Annotated in this window: 15 protein-coding genes, 1 tRNA gene and 1 pseudogene; 7 read left to right on the top strand and 10 right to left on the bottom strand. The window is 46.9% G+C overall.

Features of this window, described 5'->3' with window-relative positions; translation table 11 throughout:
• Positions 1–2 precede the first annotated feature (2 nt).
• From LEP1GSC061_RS12945 to LEP1GSC061_RS12925, 5 genes are all read left to right on the top strand, one after another.
• Complete coding sequence (locus LEP1GSC061_RS12945) at positions 3–848, top strand: adhesin OmpL37 family surface protein (protein WP_016545885.1); 846 nt, start codon at positions 3–5, stop codon at positions 846–848.
• Between the two features lie 76 nt (positions 849–924).
• Complete coding sequence (locus LEP1GSC061_RS12940; RefSeq protein ID WP_040508752.1) at positions 925–2,898, top strand: DUF4178 domain-containing protein; 1,974 nt, start codon at positions 925–927, stop codon at positions 2,896–2,898.
• 9 nt (positions 2,899–2,907) lie between these two features.
• Entirely contained in the window at positions 2,908–3,108 is a 201-nt protein-coding gene (locus LEP1GSC061_RS12935; RefSeq protein ID WP_016545937.1) for a hypothetical protein, read from the top strand.
• A 1-nt stretch (position 3,109) separates the two neighbouring features.
• Entirely contained in the window at positions 3,110–4,609 is a 1,500-nt protein-coding gene (locus LEP1GSC061_RS12930; protein ID WP_040508750.1) for a polyamine aminopropyltransferase, read from the top strand.
• A 150-nt stretch (positions 4,610–4,759) separates the two neighbouring features.
• On the top strand, positions 4,760–5,137 hold the full coding sequence (locus tag LEP1GSC061_RS12925) for a hypothetical protein (RefSeq protein WP_016545904.1): 378 nt from the start codon (positions 4,760–4,762) through the stop codon (positions 5,135–5,137).
• On the opposite strand, the gene LEP1GSC061_RS12920 is transcribed toward LEP1GSC061_RS12925, so the two are convergent.
• From LEP1GSC061_RS12920 to LEP1GSC061_RS12870, 10 genes are all read right to left on the bottom strand, one after another.
• The gene (locus LEP1GSC061_RS12920; protein WP_232218456.1) at positions 5,112–7,022 is read right to left on the bottom strand and encodes a PP2C family protein-serine/threonine phosphatase; all 1,911 of its coding nucleotides are present in this window, start codon (positions 7,020–7,022) and stop codon (positions 5,112–5,114) included. The genes LEP1GSC061_RS12925 and LEP1GSC061_RS12920 overlap by 26 nt on opposite strands.
• Positions 7,023–7,151: 129 nt before the next feature.
• Entirely contained in the window at positions 7,152–7,631 is a 480-nt protein-coding gene (locus LEP1GSC061_RS12915) for an EVE domain-containing protein (protein WP_016545854.1), read from the bottom strand.
• Positions 7,628–9,601 (bottom strand): ATP-dependent zinc metalloprotease FtsH, encoded by a 1,974-nt coding sequence (gene ftsH, locus LEP1GSC061_RS12910; protein ID WP_016545899.1) that lies wholly within the window; start codon positions 9,599–9,601, stop codon positions 7,628–7,630. Before ftsH ends, LEP1GSC061_RS12915 begins: the two co-directional genes overlap by 4 nt.
• Positions 9,602–9,894: 293 nt before the next feature.
• Positions 9,895–10,458: an aminoacyl-tRNA hydrolase gene (gene pth / locus LEP1GSC061_RS12900; RefSeq protein ID WP_016545840.1), complete on the bottom strand. Its 564-nt coding sequence runs from the start codon at positions 10,456–10,458 to the stop codon at positions 9,895–9,897.
• A gap of 42 nt (positions 10,459–10,500) precedes the next feature.
• Complete coding sequence (locus LEP1GSC061_RS12895; RefSeq protein ID WP_016545940.1) at positions 10,501–11,127, bottom strand: 50S ribosomal protein L25/general stress protein Ctc; 627 nt, start codon at positions 11,125–11,127, stop codon at positions 10,501–10,503.
• A gap of 19 nt (positions 11,128–11,146) precedes the next feature.
• Entirely contained in the window at positions 11,147–12,085 is a 939-nt protein-coding gene (locus LEP1GSC061_RS12890) for a ribose-phosphate diphosphokinase (RefSeq protein ID WP_016545874.1), read from the bottom strand.
• Positions 12,082–12,840 (bottom strand): sugar phosphate nucleotidyltransferase, encoded by a 759-nt coding sequence (locus LEP1GSC061_RS12885; protein ID WP_016545886.1) that lies wholly within the window; start codon positions 12,838–12,840, stop codon positions 12,082–12,084. Before LEP1GSC061_RS12885 ends, LEP1GSC061_RS12890 begins: the two co-directional genes overlap by 4 nt.
• Positions 12,841–12,868: 28 nt before the next feature.
• Positions 12,869–12,944: transfer RNA gene (locus tag LEP1GSC061_RS12880), tRNA-Gln, on the bottom strand.
• Positions 12,945–12,954: 10 nt separating this feature from the next.
• Complete coding sequence (locus LEP1GSC061_RS12875) at positions 12,955–13,848, bottom strand: 4-(cytidine 5'-diphospho)-2-C-methyl-D-erythritol kinase (protein ID WP_016545898.1); 894 nt, start codon at positions 13,846–13,848, stop codon at positions 12,955–12,957.
• A 50-nt stretch (positions 13,849–13,898) separates the two neighbouring features.
• Positions 13,899–14,846, bottom strand: coding sequence for a helix-turn-helix transcriptional regulator (locus tag LEP1GSC061_RS12870; protein ID WP_016545930.1), 948 nt, complete (start codon positions 14,844–14,846; stop codon positions 13,899–13,901).
• On the opposite strand from LEP1GSC061_RS12870, the gene LEP1GSC061_RS21515 reads away from it, so the two are divergent.
• Both LEP1GSC061_RS21515 and LEP1GSC061_RS22150 read left to right on the top strand, forming a co-directional pair.
• Positions 14,755–15,303, top strand: coding sequence for a hypothetical protein (locus LEP1GSC061_RS21515; RefSeq protein WP_198014269.1), 549 nt, complete (start codon positions 14,755–14,757; stop codon positions 15,301–15,303). The genes LEP1GSC061_RS12870 and LEP1GSC061_RS21515 overlap by 92 nt on opposite strands.
• A gap of 158 nt (positions 15,304–15,461) precedes the next feature.
• Positions 15,462–16,106: pseudogene (locus LEP1GSC061_RS22150) on the top strand (Fic family protein); the annotation flags it as partial.
• Positions 16,107–16,305: the final 199 nt, after the last annotated feature.

Here is a 16,305-nt window from a genome sequence, read left to right as displayed (position 1 = left end):
ATATGAGGAGAATATATTCTTACCGCTCGACGATCATCATCCTGTTCGTTTCGATTCTCCTTTTTCCTTCCTTGTCGATTCGCGCGGACCTGGATAGCAACCGAGCCACCGCATTAATCCGAGTCGAGAGAGGACTGAAACAGAACGAATTCCATCTAAAAGCCATCAATAGTACGATTTCCAATTACGGAACGGAAGCGGATAAGGCTCTGTATAGAAGATGCCTACAGCATCATATAGAGACCTTCACTCTATATTTGCAATTCGACCTGGGCCATTCCTACGACGAGATGCGCCAGACCCAACGATTGCTGGTATTATTGTATTCTCAGGTTGTGGAGTCCTCCGGACAAAGAGTACGAAAAGAATTGGACTATCTTTCCAAATTCGCGCTTCGCACCAAGGATGCGGAGGTGCGTAAACATTTGGAAATGGGTTATAGGGAATTCGGCGCTTCCAATTTAAAGAAGACCATCGCCTTAAATACCCGCCCTTATCTTCCCGGTATCAAGACACAATATCTTTACGAAGCGCTAAAACTGCTGAAGCAGTCCCGAGAATACGTGGTCCTGCTTTCCCTAAAATTCCTCTCGGATTTCGAGCCGGATCTGCAAACCACGGAATTCGAAGAAATCTATAACGAAATCAATCGGGCCATGTTTTCCAAGGCGGATCATTACGTGAGAATTCATTTCGATAATCATTTTCACATCTTCAACGCAGAGAATCTGTACGAATCCACCTGGGAAAATCCGGGACTGCAGGAATTGGAAAAAGCCTTGGGGGATATAGATCCGGCATCCGATCGTGCGAGAAGGATGGCGAAACGCTCTATGACTTCCCAATAGAAATTTAGGAAATTTCTTTTTGTAGGAAGAAAACCAGGATTGACAGGGTTCCCCTGCGGATATAACACCTTTCTTTGTGCCCGAACTGAGTTGCCCCAACTGCGGAGCCCCCGTACCGATCGAAAACAAAGCGTCCGTGTACGCCGTTTGTTCCAGTTGCAAGACTCTCTCCGTAAAAAAGGACGTAAATCTGGAAAAGATCGGCCTAGCGGGAGAATTGGCCGACGATCATTCCATCGTTCAGATCGGAACCGAAGGCACCTATCTCGGAAAAAACTTCCGAGTCCTGGGAAGGATCCAACTTAAATTCGAACTGGGATTCTGGAACGAGTGGCATGTGGCGGAAGCGGACGGAAGTTCCGCCTGGTTGGGAGAGGCCCAAGGAACGTATTATTATACCAAACTGCAAGGCGATATTCCCAAGGATCGTTTTCCCAAGCTGGAAACGGACTCGGCCGGCCGCCCTAAAATCCTGGAAGCCTTAAGTAAGACGAGAGACCAACTGACTCCGGGAGACAGTTTCTTTTTAGAAAAGGAATGGACCCTAAAGGAGATCATGACCGCAACCTGTGTCGGCGGAGAGGGAGAATTGCCGATCGGATTCCAAACGGGATACTCCGCGGTATTACTCGATCTTGCAAACGAGGATGGGTTGTTCGGAACAGTCGATTATTCGGAAGATCCCCCCCTATTATTCTCCGGAACCTCTGCAACATTAGAAGAACTTAATTTAACAAATGTAAGACAGGAAGAAGTCTCCTTTGCGACCGCTCAGATTCCGGCGAGATCCGTACAATGTATGGGTTGCGGTGCCTCACTGAGCCTACTTAGCCCCGATTTTTCCAAATCTATAGCCTGCGAATATTGCGGAACCGTAATGGATACGGAAAGGGAAGAATTGCAGATCATCTCTAAGTTCGATAAGGTCTCCAAGAAAGGAGTGTTTCTCCCTCTCGGCACGGTCGTAAAATTACCGAAACGCCCCGAATCCAAAGTCTTAGGGATTCTACGAAAATCCACTCGGGTGGACGGGGAGAAGTTCGAGTGGACGGATTATCTCCTCCGATTCTCCGGGGGTTATGCCTGGTTGAACGAGAACGGAGGCAATTGGACTTATTTCGAACCCTTACAAGGAGTTCCAAAATGGACCTCCGGAATGAAACGCATCTTCGGTAAGAAAAAATTCGATTGGTTCTCCCGTTCGGATTCGGATACCGATTTCGCTCTGGGCGAATTCTATTGGAAGGTTACCGCAGGAGAAAAAGCGGTCATAGAGGACTTCATCTCTCCGCCTTTCATGTTGTCCTCCGAGAGAACGGAAAACGAAATATTCTGGTCCAAAGGAACTTTCGTGCCTTTCGAGGTGATGAAGGCTTCCGTTCCCTTGGAAGTGGCGTCCAAGTTGAGAAAGTCCGACTCCGTAGGAGTTTGCGAACCCAATCCATTCAAGATCCGTCTGAAAAGAAACATTTGGATCGCGGCCGGATTGTCCTTCCTATTCTTAGCTCTTCAGATTTACGGCTGTTCCAAGGCCAAGAACCTGACCGTATTCCAGGGAGATTTCTCCTATACCCAAACTTCGGAAAGAAATACGGATATCGGTTCCCCTAATTTCAGGGACAATTCCTTCGTAACGGAAATCTTCGACATGCCGGGAGAAGAGAAGGATAACGTGGAAATCCAAATCGAGACTCCGAGCTTGGACAATAAATATATCTACTTTTCCGTGGCCTTAATCAACGCGGATACGGATGTCGCTTACGATACCTCCGTGGAAAACAGTTATTATAGCGGAGTAGACGACGGAGAATCCTGGTCCGAAGGATCCAGATCCGATTCCAAGTCCCTGGCGGCGATCCCTCCAGGAAGATATTACCTTAGATTGGAAAGCCAATCCGATTTTCCTCCGGGGTCGGGAGCGGACTACAAAGTCAAAGTGGTTCGGGACGTGATCGGGGTAGGTCCGTTCTTCCTGTTCGCCATCCTACTTTGGGTACCATTGGTTTACACCTTCTTTAGGAGTTACTCCTTCGAATCCATGAGGGAATAGGAGAGATCTATGTGGAATTTTTTAAAAGGACTCGTTTATCCGTTATTCGCAGCTTCCATGGCCCTAGGATTCTTTTCCCAGTACTCGTCGGGAGGAGCGAGCGCCGACTTCGACGAAGTGGATAATGTTCCTAAAACCGTAAGACAGAATCCGGGAATCTATCGCTCCCATTACGCCAGCTTCCTGCGCAAATTTCCCGGAGGAAAATAAACTGCAGAGAGCCCTTCTCGTTTCCGTACTCATACTCTCTTCCTGCGGGCTCGTTTACGAGTTGCTCGCAGGCACCGTCGCAAGCTATCTATTAGGAGAAACCGTTACCCAATTCTCGCTGGTTATAGGGGTCTACTTATTCTCCATGGGAATCGGGAGTTGGCTTTCCCGATATCTCGTAAAGGACCTGGTCTCCAAATTCCTGGATGTGGAATTGGCTCTCGGACTGATAGGAGGTTTCAGCGCCTCGCTTCTATTCCTAAGTTTCGGTCAGACCAGAATTTTTCAAATCCCTCTCTTCGTAATTGTAGTGGCCGTAGGAACTCTCGTAGGAATGGAGATCCCTTTACTCCTTCGCATCCTAAAAAACAAATTAGGATTCCGAGACATGGTCTCCAAGGTTCTGAGCTTGGATTATGCGGGAGCGCTTCTCGCGTCCCTGGCATTTCCTATTTTTTTCGCTCCTAAATTGGGGATGATCAAGACCTCCTTATTTTTCGGGATACTGAATTCGGGAACCGCACTCTGGGGTACGTTCGTACTACCATTATCCGAAAAGGATAAGAATAGTCTACGAGCCAAGGCGGCGCTCGTTCTGACGCTACTCGGACTAGGATTCGCGTTCTCCGAGATGATCACCTACTATAGCGAAGAAAGTCTATTTACCGACGAGATCATCTATTCCAAGCAAACTCATTTCCAAAAGATCGTGGTCACTAAGTATAAGAACGAATTGAGACTCTTCCTGAACGGACACTTACAATTCAGTTCCAGGGATGAGTATCGTTATCACGAGACCTTGGCTCATCCGGCCATTCTCGCCCATCCTCATCCCAAACACATACTAGTGTTAGGAGGAGGGGACGGACTCGCCGTCCGAGAAATCCTAAAGCACCCTGAAGTGGAGGATGTGACTCTGGTGGATCTCGATCCGGAGATGACCCGATTATTCTCGGAGCAGAAGGTGCTCACGGACATCAACGAATCCAGTCTCAAGCATCCGAAAGTGAAAGTAGTGAACACGGACGCATTCCTATGGTTGGAAGAATCCGATAAGGTCTTCGACGTGGTTCTGATCGATTTTCCGGATCCCAGCAATTTCTCGATCGGAAAGTTGTACAGTACAGCATTTTACAAAAGTTTAAAGCGTAGACTAAATAGATTCTCCGTCGTGGAGATACAGTCCACTTCTCCCCTATTCGCCAGGATGTCCTTCTGGTGCATAGAAGCCACATTGAAAGAAGTCGGATTCTCCACTAAGGCTTTGCATGTTTATGTTCCTTCTTTCGGAGAATGGGGATTCGTCCTGGCGGGAACGGAAAAAATTCCTGCCTATCGAAAAGCTCTTCCCCAAGGATTAAAATTTCTGAATGCGAGCGAGCTAGAGTCATTATCCGAATTTCCGTTGGACATGTCCCGGGTTCCGACGGAGCCGAACCGATTGGACAACCAAAGTTTGGTGAGATACTACGACCAGGAGTGGAATCGTCTCTTGGATTGATTTTCCATGACCTGAGTCCCCTCAAAACGATTCCAATTTTTCTTCTCTCCCGGATTTTTTCCGTGAAACGAATCAATATTCGAAATCCAGAAAGGACTTTCCCGATCCGAAATAAAAACAAGAATGGGGAAAAAATCAGAGGTTTCCTCAATGAACCGTGTATCTAAAATTCTCGCAATTTCCTTCGTCTTTATCATCGGATTGGGAAGCGCTTATGCGCAATCCGGCACCACCGAGACCACTCTCCATGATTTCATGGAAGATTATACTAAGCCCGCCTCCAAGAAGGCCAAGAAAGGGGACAAGGCCGCCCTGGAAAGAATCCTAAAGGAAGTTCCTAATTTCGCCTTGGACGATCAAAAAGCCAAGTGGAAGGAAATCAGCGATGCGGCGATCGCCAGCGGAGACCTGGAATCCTCCTGTAAGAACTGCCATAAGGAATATAAAAAGGAGTACAAAAAGAGTTATCGCAAAAGACCGATCCAGGTCCCGAACGAACTTATCAGTTTTTTGAAAGCGTCGAAGTAACTTCTCTTTTGGACTGACTTTCGGAAACCGGTTGGTAGTCTAGGATGATCAGAGTCAGATCGTCCTCGAAATGCTTCCGGTTTCCGGCAAACTTGCGAATCGTGCTGAACAATAGGTCCGCAAGTTTCTCGCCGGAGATCGAAATATTCTCCTCGAGCAATTTATAAAATTTCTGGAAGCCGTAGATTTCTCCTGCAACGCTTCTCGCCTCCGTGATCCCATCCGTATAAATCACCAATCTATCTCCGGGTTTCATTTGGAAATCGATAACCGAATTTTTCAGATTCGGATCCATTCCCATGATCCATCCGGGTAGGAAGATCTCTCTTGCCTCTCCCGATTCTCGGGCGATGGAAACCACGGGAGGATGTCCCGCGTTCGAATACACGACTCTTCCGGTTTCTCCGTCCACAAGAAGATAAGCGGCGGTAATAAAGTGCTTTCCGTATTTTCCACTGAGGGACCGGTTGATGCTTCTTAGGACCTCGGCGGGATCGTCGTTCTTTCTGGACTCGATGGAAAATGCGAGTTTAACCATAGAAGCGATGATTGCCGCCGGGATTCCGTGGCCGGACACATCGGACAAAAAGATTCCCAATTTACCCGAATCCAAATATTGGAAATCGTAGAAATCTCCTCCTACGGAGCTCGCGAATTCGCTTCGTACCGAAAGTTTCAAATTCTTCACTTCCGGCACGCGTTCGGGTAGAATGGACTCTTGCAGTTCTCTCGCGATCTTCAGTTCCTGCTCAATTTCGGTTAACTTTAATTGGCTCTCGTAATTTTCCAGTCTAGCCTGGAGAGAATCCTTTTCCAGAGTCTTGATTCTATCCGCCAAGGCGAAGGAGAGGAAGGTCATCTCGATCAGAGCTCCGAAAGGAGCGGACCAATGAGTGATGAAATTATCCGGAATCCAGGAAAGATTGCGAAGAGAAGTGACGAGTACCGATATGATCAAGACCGACCAAGCGATGAGAAAGTATCTGGCAGGACGATACCCTTTGATCAATCGAACCGCAGCGGAATAAACCACCATCATGGCTGCGATAAAAGGATACCAGGAAACCGCCCGGATCATAGGACGGTAGATGCTCGGGAACAAAGAAGCGAAGAATCCTAAAAAAGCGAAACCGGCGAGAACCAGAAAGGCTATATTCTTCCAGCCTGTTTCCCTCTCCATATGAAGGAATGCCCTTGTGAACAAAAGGGAGAATGCAACGGATAAGAAAGCGAATCCCGTCAGATAATCGTTCCAAGATGTGGCGGGCGCCGGGACCACGAATCGCGCGCCGATTCCGGTCACCGACAATTGCCATAACGCATAGAACAGAAGATAAAGAACGTAAAAGAAGTAACTGGAATCCTTAACTACGAAGGCGACAAAGCCGTTGTACACCAACATGATTCCGATCGCTCCGAAAAAGATTCCCAAGAGAAGATTTTCGGATTGGATATGCGCCGCGAATTCTTTAGGGGCCCAAGCCTGGAAATTTAGGACGACAGATCTTCGGCTAGAGGCCTGGACCAGAAACTCCTCTTCCTTATTCGGAGGACTCTCAATCAAAAACGCAGGTTGGATATAGGACATTCTCATGTCCCGGGAAAGTTCCGCCCAAACGACTCCTTCCGGCTTTGCGACCTTGCGATAAAGAGTCAGATTTTCCATGCCTGTATTATTCAGAACGAAATACCAGGAGATCGTACCTTCTTTAGGAGGAGATTGGACGCTTAGCTTAGCCAAGAAGACGTCTTCCGTAAAGCTATAGGAAACGCTATTTTTATCTAAACCGTACCAGGATCCTGAGTTTAGATTTTGGAGGGAGAAATGCTCTCCCGGAGAAACCGCACGCACCGACATGTAAGTATTTAAAGGAACACCGGACATGCTTCCCGCTATCGGGAATACAGAAATCCGTTCTTCGGCGTAAGCGGAGAAAAAAGGAAGAACGGCTATCGAAACACAAAGAAGAAAAGTATTTCGAATGTTTCGGAAAAGATTCACCCCAAGTTCTCCCTAGCCGGGGAGACTCTTGGCCCCGGCCAACTCACAAATATAGTAAAAATGCTCCTTGCTAACCGGCTGGATGGAAAGTCTTCCCCCGGGTTGCAAAAGCACCATTCCTTCTAGTTGCCCGTGGGATCTTAATTCTTCTAGCGAAATTGGGCGAGAAAATTTTTCCTTAAATTTCACATCCACCATGAACCAGGTCGGTTTTTTAGGATCGCTTTTGGGATCGAAATACTTATGTTTCTTATCGAAGGCGAAATGGTCCGGGTAACCTTCTTTTGCGACCTCTGCTAAACCTGCCACATGTGGAGGTTTACAACTGCTATGGTAGAATAGGATCAGATCCTTTTTCTTAATTTCATCCCTCAGGTAATTCCTAGCCTGGTATCCTCTCACGCCTTCCCAGGGAGCGGTTTTCCCCGGGGAGGATTTCAAGGTATCGATGGAGAATACGTCCGGTTCCGTTTTAAAGAGCCAGTATCTCATTCCACACCGGTAGAATAGGCCGGCTTGCCGGGTAGTTCCCCGGATTTTTCCTTCTTAGCGGATTTTTCCGCCTTCTTCTTAGGCTCCTCGTTCGCGGGATGCACGATGGCCATCAGTTCCTCATGAGAAACCGTTTCTTTGGCGAGAAGCGCCTTGGCTAAATTCTCGAACTTAGTGGAATTCTTACGGACCAGTTCTCTTCCTTTGTTCAAGCAAGTCTGAACGATATCGCGGATTTCCTTGTCGATCATCGCGGCAAATTCTTCGCTATAAGCCTTATTGCTTTGGCCCATATCCCTGCCTAAGAAGGGACTTTCGTGTCCGCTACCGTAGTTGATGGTTCCGAGTTTTTCGGACATTCCCCAATCGCAGACCATTCTTCTGGCGATATTGGTGGCTTGTTGGATATCGTTGCTGGAACCGGTGGAAGTCATCTTGAACTTATATTCTTCCGCGATGAATCCTCCCATACAAACTACGATCTGATCCAACCAATACGCTTTGGTATGGATATGTTTGTCTTCGGTAGGAAGAGATTGGGTGAGTCCGAGAGCTCTACCTCTAGGAATGATCGTAACCTTATGAACGGGCTCGGTATAAGCCAGAAGAGTTCCTAAAATCGCGTGGCCTGCCTCGTGATAAGCGATAACTTCTTTTTCCTTTTCGGAAATGAAGAAGGATCTACGCTCAGGTCCCATCATCACCTTGTCTCGAGCTTCTTCAAGCTCGTCTTGGGTGACTCTCTTCTTGTTTTTACGAGCTGCAAGAAGGGCCGCTTCGTTGATCAAATTGGACAAATCCGCACCCGTAAAACCGGGGGTTCCTCTTGCGATGGAGTTCAAGGAGATATCGCTCGTTAAAGGAACCTTACGGGAATGCACCTTAAGAATCTGCTCTCTTCCTACTAAGTCGGGAAGATCCACCATCACTTGTCTATCGAAACGTCCCGGTCTGAGTAGAGCGGGATCGAGTACGTCTGCCCGGTTCGTGGCGGCCATCACGATGACACCTTCGTTCTTCTCGAAGCCGTCCATCTCGACTAGCATCTGGTTCAGAGTCTGCTCTCTTTCGTCGTGGCCGCCGCCCCAACCGGCTCCTCTCAAACGACCTACCGCATCGATCTCGTCGATAAAGATGATACAAGGGGAATTTTTCTTACCTTGTTCGAATAAGTCGCGAACCCTGGAAGCTCCCACACCCACGAACATCTCTACGAAGTCGGAGCCGGAGATACTAAAGAATGGCACACCTGCTTCTCCCGCAACGGCTCTTGCAAGCAAGGTCTTACCGGTTCCCGGAGGACCCACTAAAAGAACTCCTGTGGGAATTCTAGCACCCATGGCTTGGAACTTCTTAGGATCTTTTAAGAATTCTATGATTTCGACGAGTTCCGTCTTGGCTTCTTCGCAACCTGCTACGTCCGCGAAGCTAACTTTCACTTTCGGATCCACGGTCATCTTTGCTTTGGATTTTCCGAAGGAGAATGCCTTATTGCCGGTGGATTGCACCTGGCGCATTATGAAAAAGTAAAATATAAAAATTCCGATCACGCCGACAAGAAGGAAGGAGCTAAGCATTCCCAGTCCGTGGCTATTTTCCGCGGAAACTACTTCTAGATCCATATTGGACCTCTTGAGAGAAGAAAGAAAATCCTTATCGATAGGAGCGACCGTAGTCTCGAACTTGACCGGTTCTTTGGAATCCCCGCTAAAAGGTTCGAAGCAACCGCGAATCACGTCCCGTTCCATCACGAGTTTGTCGCAACCCGGAACCTTGGAATCCTTAGAAACCAATTTACCGATAGGCTTGGAACCTCCTTCCGGTTCCAACATGGTCATGAATTGAGAGAATGCGATCTGTCTAGGATTCTTTCCCAAAACATCCCGAATCTGGGTGGAAAAAAACGAAATGCCCAAGATTACTATGATAAATAAAATCAGTATTCTTAAGCCTTTATTATTGTTATTCATATATTACTCCCAAACTCCGCATCTCTCTCGGAGTTCCTCTTCCCGTATGTTTAGACTCGGCGAAAAGTTCTGAAAACCGCCCGGAAATCCAAATGGTATCGATATAGCTTGGAAACCAATCCTGTCGAAAAAGTTCCCCATATTCAGAGTCCCTTTTTTTCCCGAAAAGTAAAGGAGTTTTCGTTCGTAATAGTGGATGGCGGAAGGATTGCCCGAAAATTCCAAAAATAGGAAAGTTTCGAAAATTGAGAGAAAAAGAAGAAGGAAAAAAACCCCGGTCGAGTCCGAGGTTTTTATAATCTATATTTTTCGATCACATCCTCTATATCTCCGAGACTGATGGATCGAATCGCCGCTTCCGCGTCGTTGATGATCTGAATGAGGCTGAGGTTTTCCAAAGGTTGGAAATCCTCCTTCAGGAAGCTCTCCAAATTTCCTCCGTCGAATTCGTCGTTGCCTATGCCGATACGAATACGGATGAAATTCGGAGAACGAAGCGATTGGACTATGGATTTGACTCCGGGATTCTCGTTCCCGTTAGCTCCTTTGTCCACGACGATTTTTCCCAAGGGCAAGGTCCAATCCTCGTGGATAATCAGGATATCCTGAACTTGGATCTTCAGAAAGGAAGCGATATAGAGAACGGATTCTCCGGAGAGATCGCTGAAAGTCTGAGGCTTGAGAAGAACTACTTCTTCTCCTTCGAAATCGCCTCTTCCTATCAGTGATTTCTTCTTCTTGGTCTTGATCTCTACGTTAATGTTATTGGCAATAACGTCTAGAATCTTGAAGCCGATGTTCGCTCGGTTATTATTGTATTTGTCTCCGGGATTTCCCAGTCCGACGATTAGCTTCATACAATACCGTTTTCCAAATTCTTAGATCTCAAGAGAGGGGAATTATTTCCCTTTCTTACCGTCTTTTCCTTTGGCACCGGAAGCTTCTTTAGCCTCGGCTCTTTCCTGAGCAAGTAACGCTTTAGTTTTCAGAACGGCAGCCACGATCGGATCTCCGTTTACCAGAATTTCCCAGCTAGCGGGAACTTTCAGGTTGCTTACCTTGATGAAATCTCCCACATCCAGATCGGTAACGTCCAAAACCAGCGTTTCCAGCAGATCTTCGGGAACGGTCTTCACGCGAATTTCATGGATGAGATGGTCGAACTGACCCCCCATTTTGGATCCTTTAGCGGTTCCTTCGGTACGGATTCCGATCTTAGTGATGATTTTTTTGCCTGGCTCGACTTTGTAGAAGTCCACGTGACGGATTCTGTCGATTTCTGGAAATCTTTGGATTTCTTTTACGAAGACTTTTTGAACGCCCTCGCCTTCCACATCTAGATCGATCAGAGTGGACTGACGAATTCCGGAATGAACGAGTTTATCCAACTCTTTTTCATTAACCGCACCGGAGGCTGCCTTTCCACCGCCGATGATATTGATAGGCACTTGTCCGGAAGCACGGAGACGATTGTTTACGTTCTTTCCGGTTTCCGTCCTTTTCTTAACGACGATTTTGTGACTCATGGTTCTTACCCTTGTTATCCTATATAAATAGATCGCTGACCGATTGATTGGTCGAAATTCTTTGGATGGCCGCCGCGAATAGAGGCGCCACGGAGAGAGTTTTCAATTTGGAGATCTTCTTGGACTCCGGAATCTCTATCGTATTGGACAAGACAACTTCGGTGAAAGGAGTCGCGTTCAAACGATCTATGGCTTCTCCGGAGAGAACTCCGTGGGTCGCCGCGCAATATACCGATTTAGCGCCGTTCTTTAAAAGAGCGTCGGCCGCCTTGCAGATGGTTCCGGCAGTATCGATCATATCGTCCAAAAGAATGCAGTTCTTTCCTTCGATATCTCCGATGACATTCATCACTTCCGATACGTTCGCTTTCGGACGACGCTTATCGATGATCGCCAAAGTGGCGTTCACTTTCTTACCGAAGGATCTGGCTCTTTCCGCTCCGCCGGAATCCGGAGAAACGATGACTAGATCCTCGAATTTTTTGCTCAGAATGTATTCTACTAATACCGGGCTAAAGTGGAGATTGTCCACCGGCACTTTGAAGAAGCCTTGGATTTGATCCGCGTGTAGATCCATTACGATCATTCGGGTCGGCCCGAGTGCTTCGATCAGGTCCGCGACCACTCTCGCGGAAATCGGAACTCTAGGCTCGGCCTTTCTATCCTGGCGCCCGTATCCGTAATAAGGAACGACGACCGATATACTTTTCGCGGAGGCCCTGCGTAACGCGTCCATGATGAGAAGGAGTTCCATCAAGTTGTCGTTGGCGGGAGCGGAAGTGGACTGGATCAAAAAGACGTCCCTACCCCTTACGTTCTCCTCGATTTTGACGGCGATTTCTCCGTCGGAAAATTTGCGTAGATTGATCTTGCCGGGTTCGATTCCCAATTCTTGGCAGATCTCGTTTGCAATCGTGCGATTGGAAGAGCCGGAAAATACCGCTATATTCGAACTCATTTCACGACCGCCTCGTTGTTTAGTATGGCGGATAGATTTTCCAGATCGCCCGGAGAATTCACTCCCTGACTTTCCCCACTATTCTTCAGAATGACTGCGCCCAACTTCTTTCCTTCTTTTTTATATAATTCGACTAGATCCGGGAGATAATATTCTCCTTGTGCGTTGCTGTTTCCAATTCTTCTTAAAGAATCGAATAGCCCTTCGGAACTGAAAACATAAGTCCCGGTATTGATTTCGTTGATTTTCTTTTGTTCCGGATCGGCATCCTTTTCTTCTACGATGGCGACTACTTCTCCGGAAGAATTGCGAACGATGCGACCGTAACCGGCGGGATTATCCACTTTGGCGGAAAGTAAAGTAGCGGAGAATCCGTTTTGGATATGGGTGGAAACAAGAGAACGGAAGGTTTCGCCTGTGATCATAGGAACGTCCCCGCAGGCGACTAAGATGGGGCCAGTATGGTCCTTGACCAACTCTTCGGAGCTAAGAACGGCATGAGCTGTTCCCAATTGCTCTTTCTGTTCCGCGAATCGAATCCCGGAAATGCCTTTGCAGAGAGCTTGGACTTCTTCTTTTTTATAGCCTACAACGATGACTACGTCCTCGACGCCTCCCTTGCGGAGATGATCGATGACGTGATTTAGGAGCGGCTTTCCGTTTAAGGAAACCGCCACTTTGGGTAGCTCCGTCTTCATGCGGGTTCCCTTGCCCGCAGCTAGAACTACGGCGACAGCTTCCTTTTTGGCGTCCATTCAGTAATCCGGTGAAATCAACAACAAGTGGCTGGGCCGATAGGATTCGAACCTATGAAATGGCGGTACCAAAAACCGCTGCCTTACCACTTGGCGACGGCCCAGTTTCAATCTTTAATAATTAAAGCCGATAAACCTAATCTCCGGAAACTCAGTTTGCATTTTAGCAAACAGCTCTTCCCGGATCTCCAACCCTTGCACCAATCCATAAATACAAGATCCTGAACCGGTTAAAGAGGAGTAACTAGCCCCATTTGCTAAAAAACTTTCCTTCAATCTCTCCAACTCGGGAAACTTCCGGAAAGCTAGGGGCTCGAAATCGTTTACGAGCTTTCCTCTCAAGGCCGCCCAATTTCCCTCTTTTAAGAAAAATTCGACTTCATTGCCTAGAGAAATCCATTTTTTCGAAGGTGGGTCGTCTTGTAAAGGCTTTTTGAGACCTGCGTACATCTCGGCAGTGGAGAGAATCTGAGGAGTTAAAGCCAAGATCCCCTGACCGGAATGGACCTCAATCTCCCTCATGATTTCTCCCTTACCCGTCACAAAGGCGTGGTCCTCGGAAAGAAAGAAGGGAACATCCGCCCCTATCTCGGCAGCTAATTGGAAGAGATCGTCGGAATGAAATTCAGGTTTTAAGCCCAGGTAAAAAGACAATAGAGAGGCCGCATTAGTGGAACCTCCACCCAGGCCGGCTGCGGGGGGAATTCTTTTTGTTAAATGGATCCGAACACCCGGCAATTCTCTGTAATGAGCCCGAATCTTGGTAAAAGCTTTGAAGAGAATGTTCTTAGAAAGATCTCCTCTCTCGGAGACTTCTTCATAAAGTTCCCTTTTTTCGGAGATGATTTCGTTTTGGGAAACGAGTTGGAAACTCCCCGGATCGATGGGTTCAATAAGGATATCGTCCCCCCAATTCAATCTTAGAAAAACGCTACGGATTTCGTGAAAACCGTCCGGCCTTTTGTAAGGGATTTCTAATCCCAGATTGATTTTTGCGGGAGAAAGCAAGATACGTTCTACTTCGCCCGTAAAAGTTTCTCAGTCAATCCATTAACGGATTAAGCGGATTGGGAAGCGAGCCAGTAGGATTTCATTCTATTTTTAAGATCTTCGGGAGCGCGAACGATGACATTGGGTCCGAATCCTTTGATCTCGGAGAGGAACCATTCTTCGTTTCTGATTTTTGCCCTGGAAAGATGATAACGAACTCCATCCAGAAGAATGGACTCCGAAGTTCTCTCCAGACCGATTCGAGAATGCAGATTGAAATACACTTCCGCGGTGTGATAGATCTCCGCGAAATTCGAATCTTCTATCTCTGAGCGATCCAAAAATTCTTTCAGGCGCAGAATGGCCTGTTTTCTTTCCTCGTCCGGAACATGCAGGGATTTTTCTCCGGTTCGAGTCATTTTGACGATGGAGTCCAATCGAAAAGTGCGGGGAGCTTTTCTGGAATGACAATACCCGATCAAATACTCCTCCCTAAAACTCAAAGAAGCCCATGGGTCCACCTTACGAGACTCCACATTTTCCTCGCCGGAAGCTCTGTAATCCAGAAGCAAGGATTCTCCGGCAAGAATCGCATCTCGGATGCCTTGTTTGAGATCGCTTTCACTCTGGATTCCCGAGGAAGGAAGAATTGTATGAATTTTTTGTAATATAGATTTAAAAATCTTTTGACGATCCGGACGAACCTCTCGAGATTCCTCCTCCAGAAAGAGCTTTCGAAGAACGGCCCATTCTCTCACGCTTAAGACCAGGCCCTGCTCCAAATTCACGGGAAGACGTATCCCGATGGTGTCTCCGTCATAGTCCAGCTCTATGAATTGGTCGGGGGTATAAGGATAAGTTCCCACCATATATAGTTTTCCCAATTCTTTCTTAAGATCCTTTATATCCTCTATCCCGGAATACTTGGAGAGATCCTCCAGACTCATTCTCTTGTTTTCCTGCAAGAGTCGAATCACGGCCAATTTGGTCTGGAGCTTTTTAGTACTCGGGTTCATTCCGGACATTCTGAAAAAAGAAAAGAAGAGCTTCAATCCCAAAAAGGCAGTTTTTACGAAGGCTTCTTTTTACTGGATCGTAACCGAAAAACCGGACTTGAAATCCAGTCGTCACAGATCGGATAAGTCGAAAGAATACAATTCACCCATGACTACGAGCCTACTTGTCCAAAAGCCGGGAGTCCTTAGACCGAAATTTTACGTGGAAGTCTTCGACTCCGAATCCGTTTTCTTTGCTACCGCTCAATCCGTGGGAAAGAAGTTCCTACGTTTCTTTGTGGATTCCAAAATCTCCAAAGCAAGCGGAGATGCGATTACGGGAGCCGTTTACGGATTTCGATTTAAGAATTTCTTTCCCTTTTCCGGAATCGTAAAATTCAGAAAAGAGATACCTTCCCGATTCTCGCCCACGCTCTGCGAATTAGAACTGGAATTAGAAGAGGAACTTCCCGGATAAAAAAATTCGAAGCGCGGGAACGATCGGCAATCCGATAGTCGGTCCAAACTACGCCCGCGACTTTCTTTCCTGCCAGGCGCTCCTCCCGCAAAGGACGAATTCTCCTACATTTGAAGGCTTCCCATATAAATTAGAGAATATAGGTATTCATCCCATATATGGGTAATAAATCAGGTAAACCAAGCACCCTACAATTGCTGCAATCCTTGGAAAGTATTCCAACAGGAATAGTTTGGCAATTGTCTCCCCTTGATGTATTCAAGGGTAAACAGGAACTTTACCAAAAGCAGTCACCGCAGAAACTCAAGACTCTAAAAGAGCATGCACTTATAGAAAGTTCTATTTCTTCAAATCGTATGGAAGGCGTCAATATAGCTCGTTCGAGAATAGAAACGGTGGTCTTCGGAAATTCTTTACTTAGAGATCGAGATGAAGAGGAAGTTCGCGGATACCAACAAGCGCTCCGTTGGGTTCATGAGGAAAACTCGAAAATTTCCCTTTCCATTGAAACGATTCTCAAATTGCATAAACTATGTAAAGGCGACGTATGGGACGCAGGAAAATTCAAAGAAAAGCAAGTTGATATTACCGAAAAACTTCCAACCGGAGAAGAAAGAGTTCGCTTTCATCCTCCGGGGCCTAAAGACACAGATATTCTTTTACAGAATTTAATCACCTCTTGGGAAGAGATGACCAAAGAAAGGCGAATCCATCCTCTGATCCTCCTTTCAGCCTTCAACCTGGATTTTCTTTGTATCCATCCGTTTCGGGACGGAAATGGTAGAGTTTCTCGGATTCTCTTGCTACTTCAACTGTATCACTTAGGTTTTCATATCGGTCGATATATCAGCATCGAGAAGCATATCGAGATTAATAAACAACGATATTATGATACTCTGGAAGAAAGTTCTCAACATTGGCATTCTTCAAAGAACGATCCTTGGCCGTTCGCAATACGGGTCGAGGTAGAAATGCTCGCTGGGAAAGTCTCTTTCCCCGTTA

Source organism: Leptospira wolffii serovar Khorat str. Khorat-H2, from assembly GCF_000306115.2.
GTDB classification, from domain to species: Bacteria; Spirochaetota; Leptospiria; order Leptospirales; family Leptospiraceae; genus Leptospira_B; species Leptospira_B wolffii.
The sequence above is the reverse complement of the archived record's forward strand: the minus strand, read 5'-3'. Positions and strand labels throughout refer to the sequence as shown.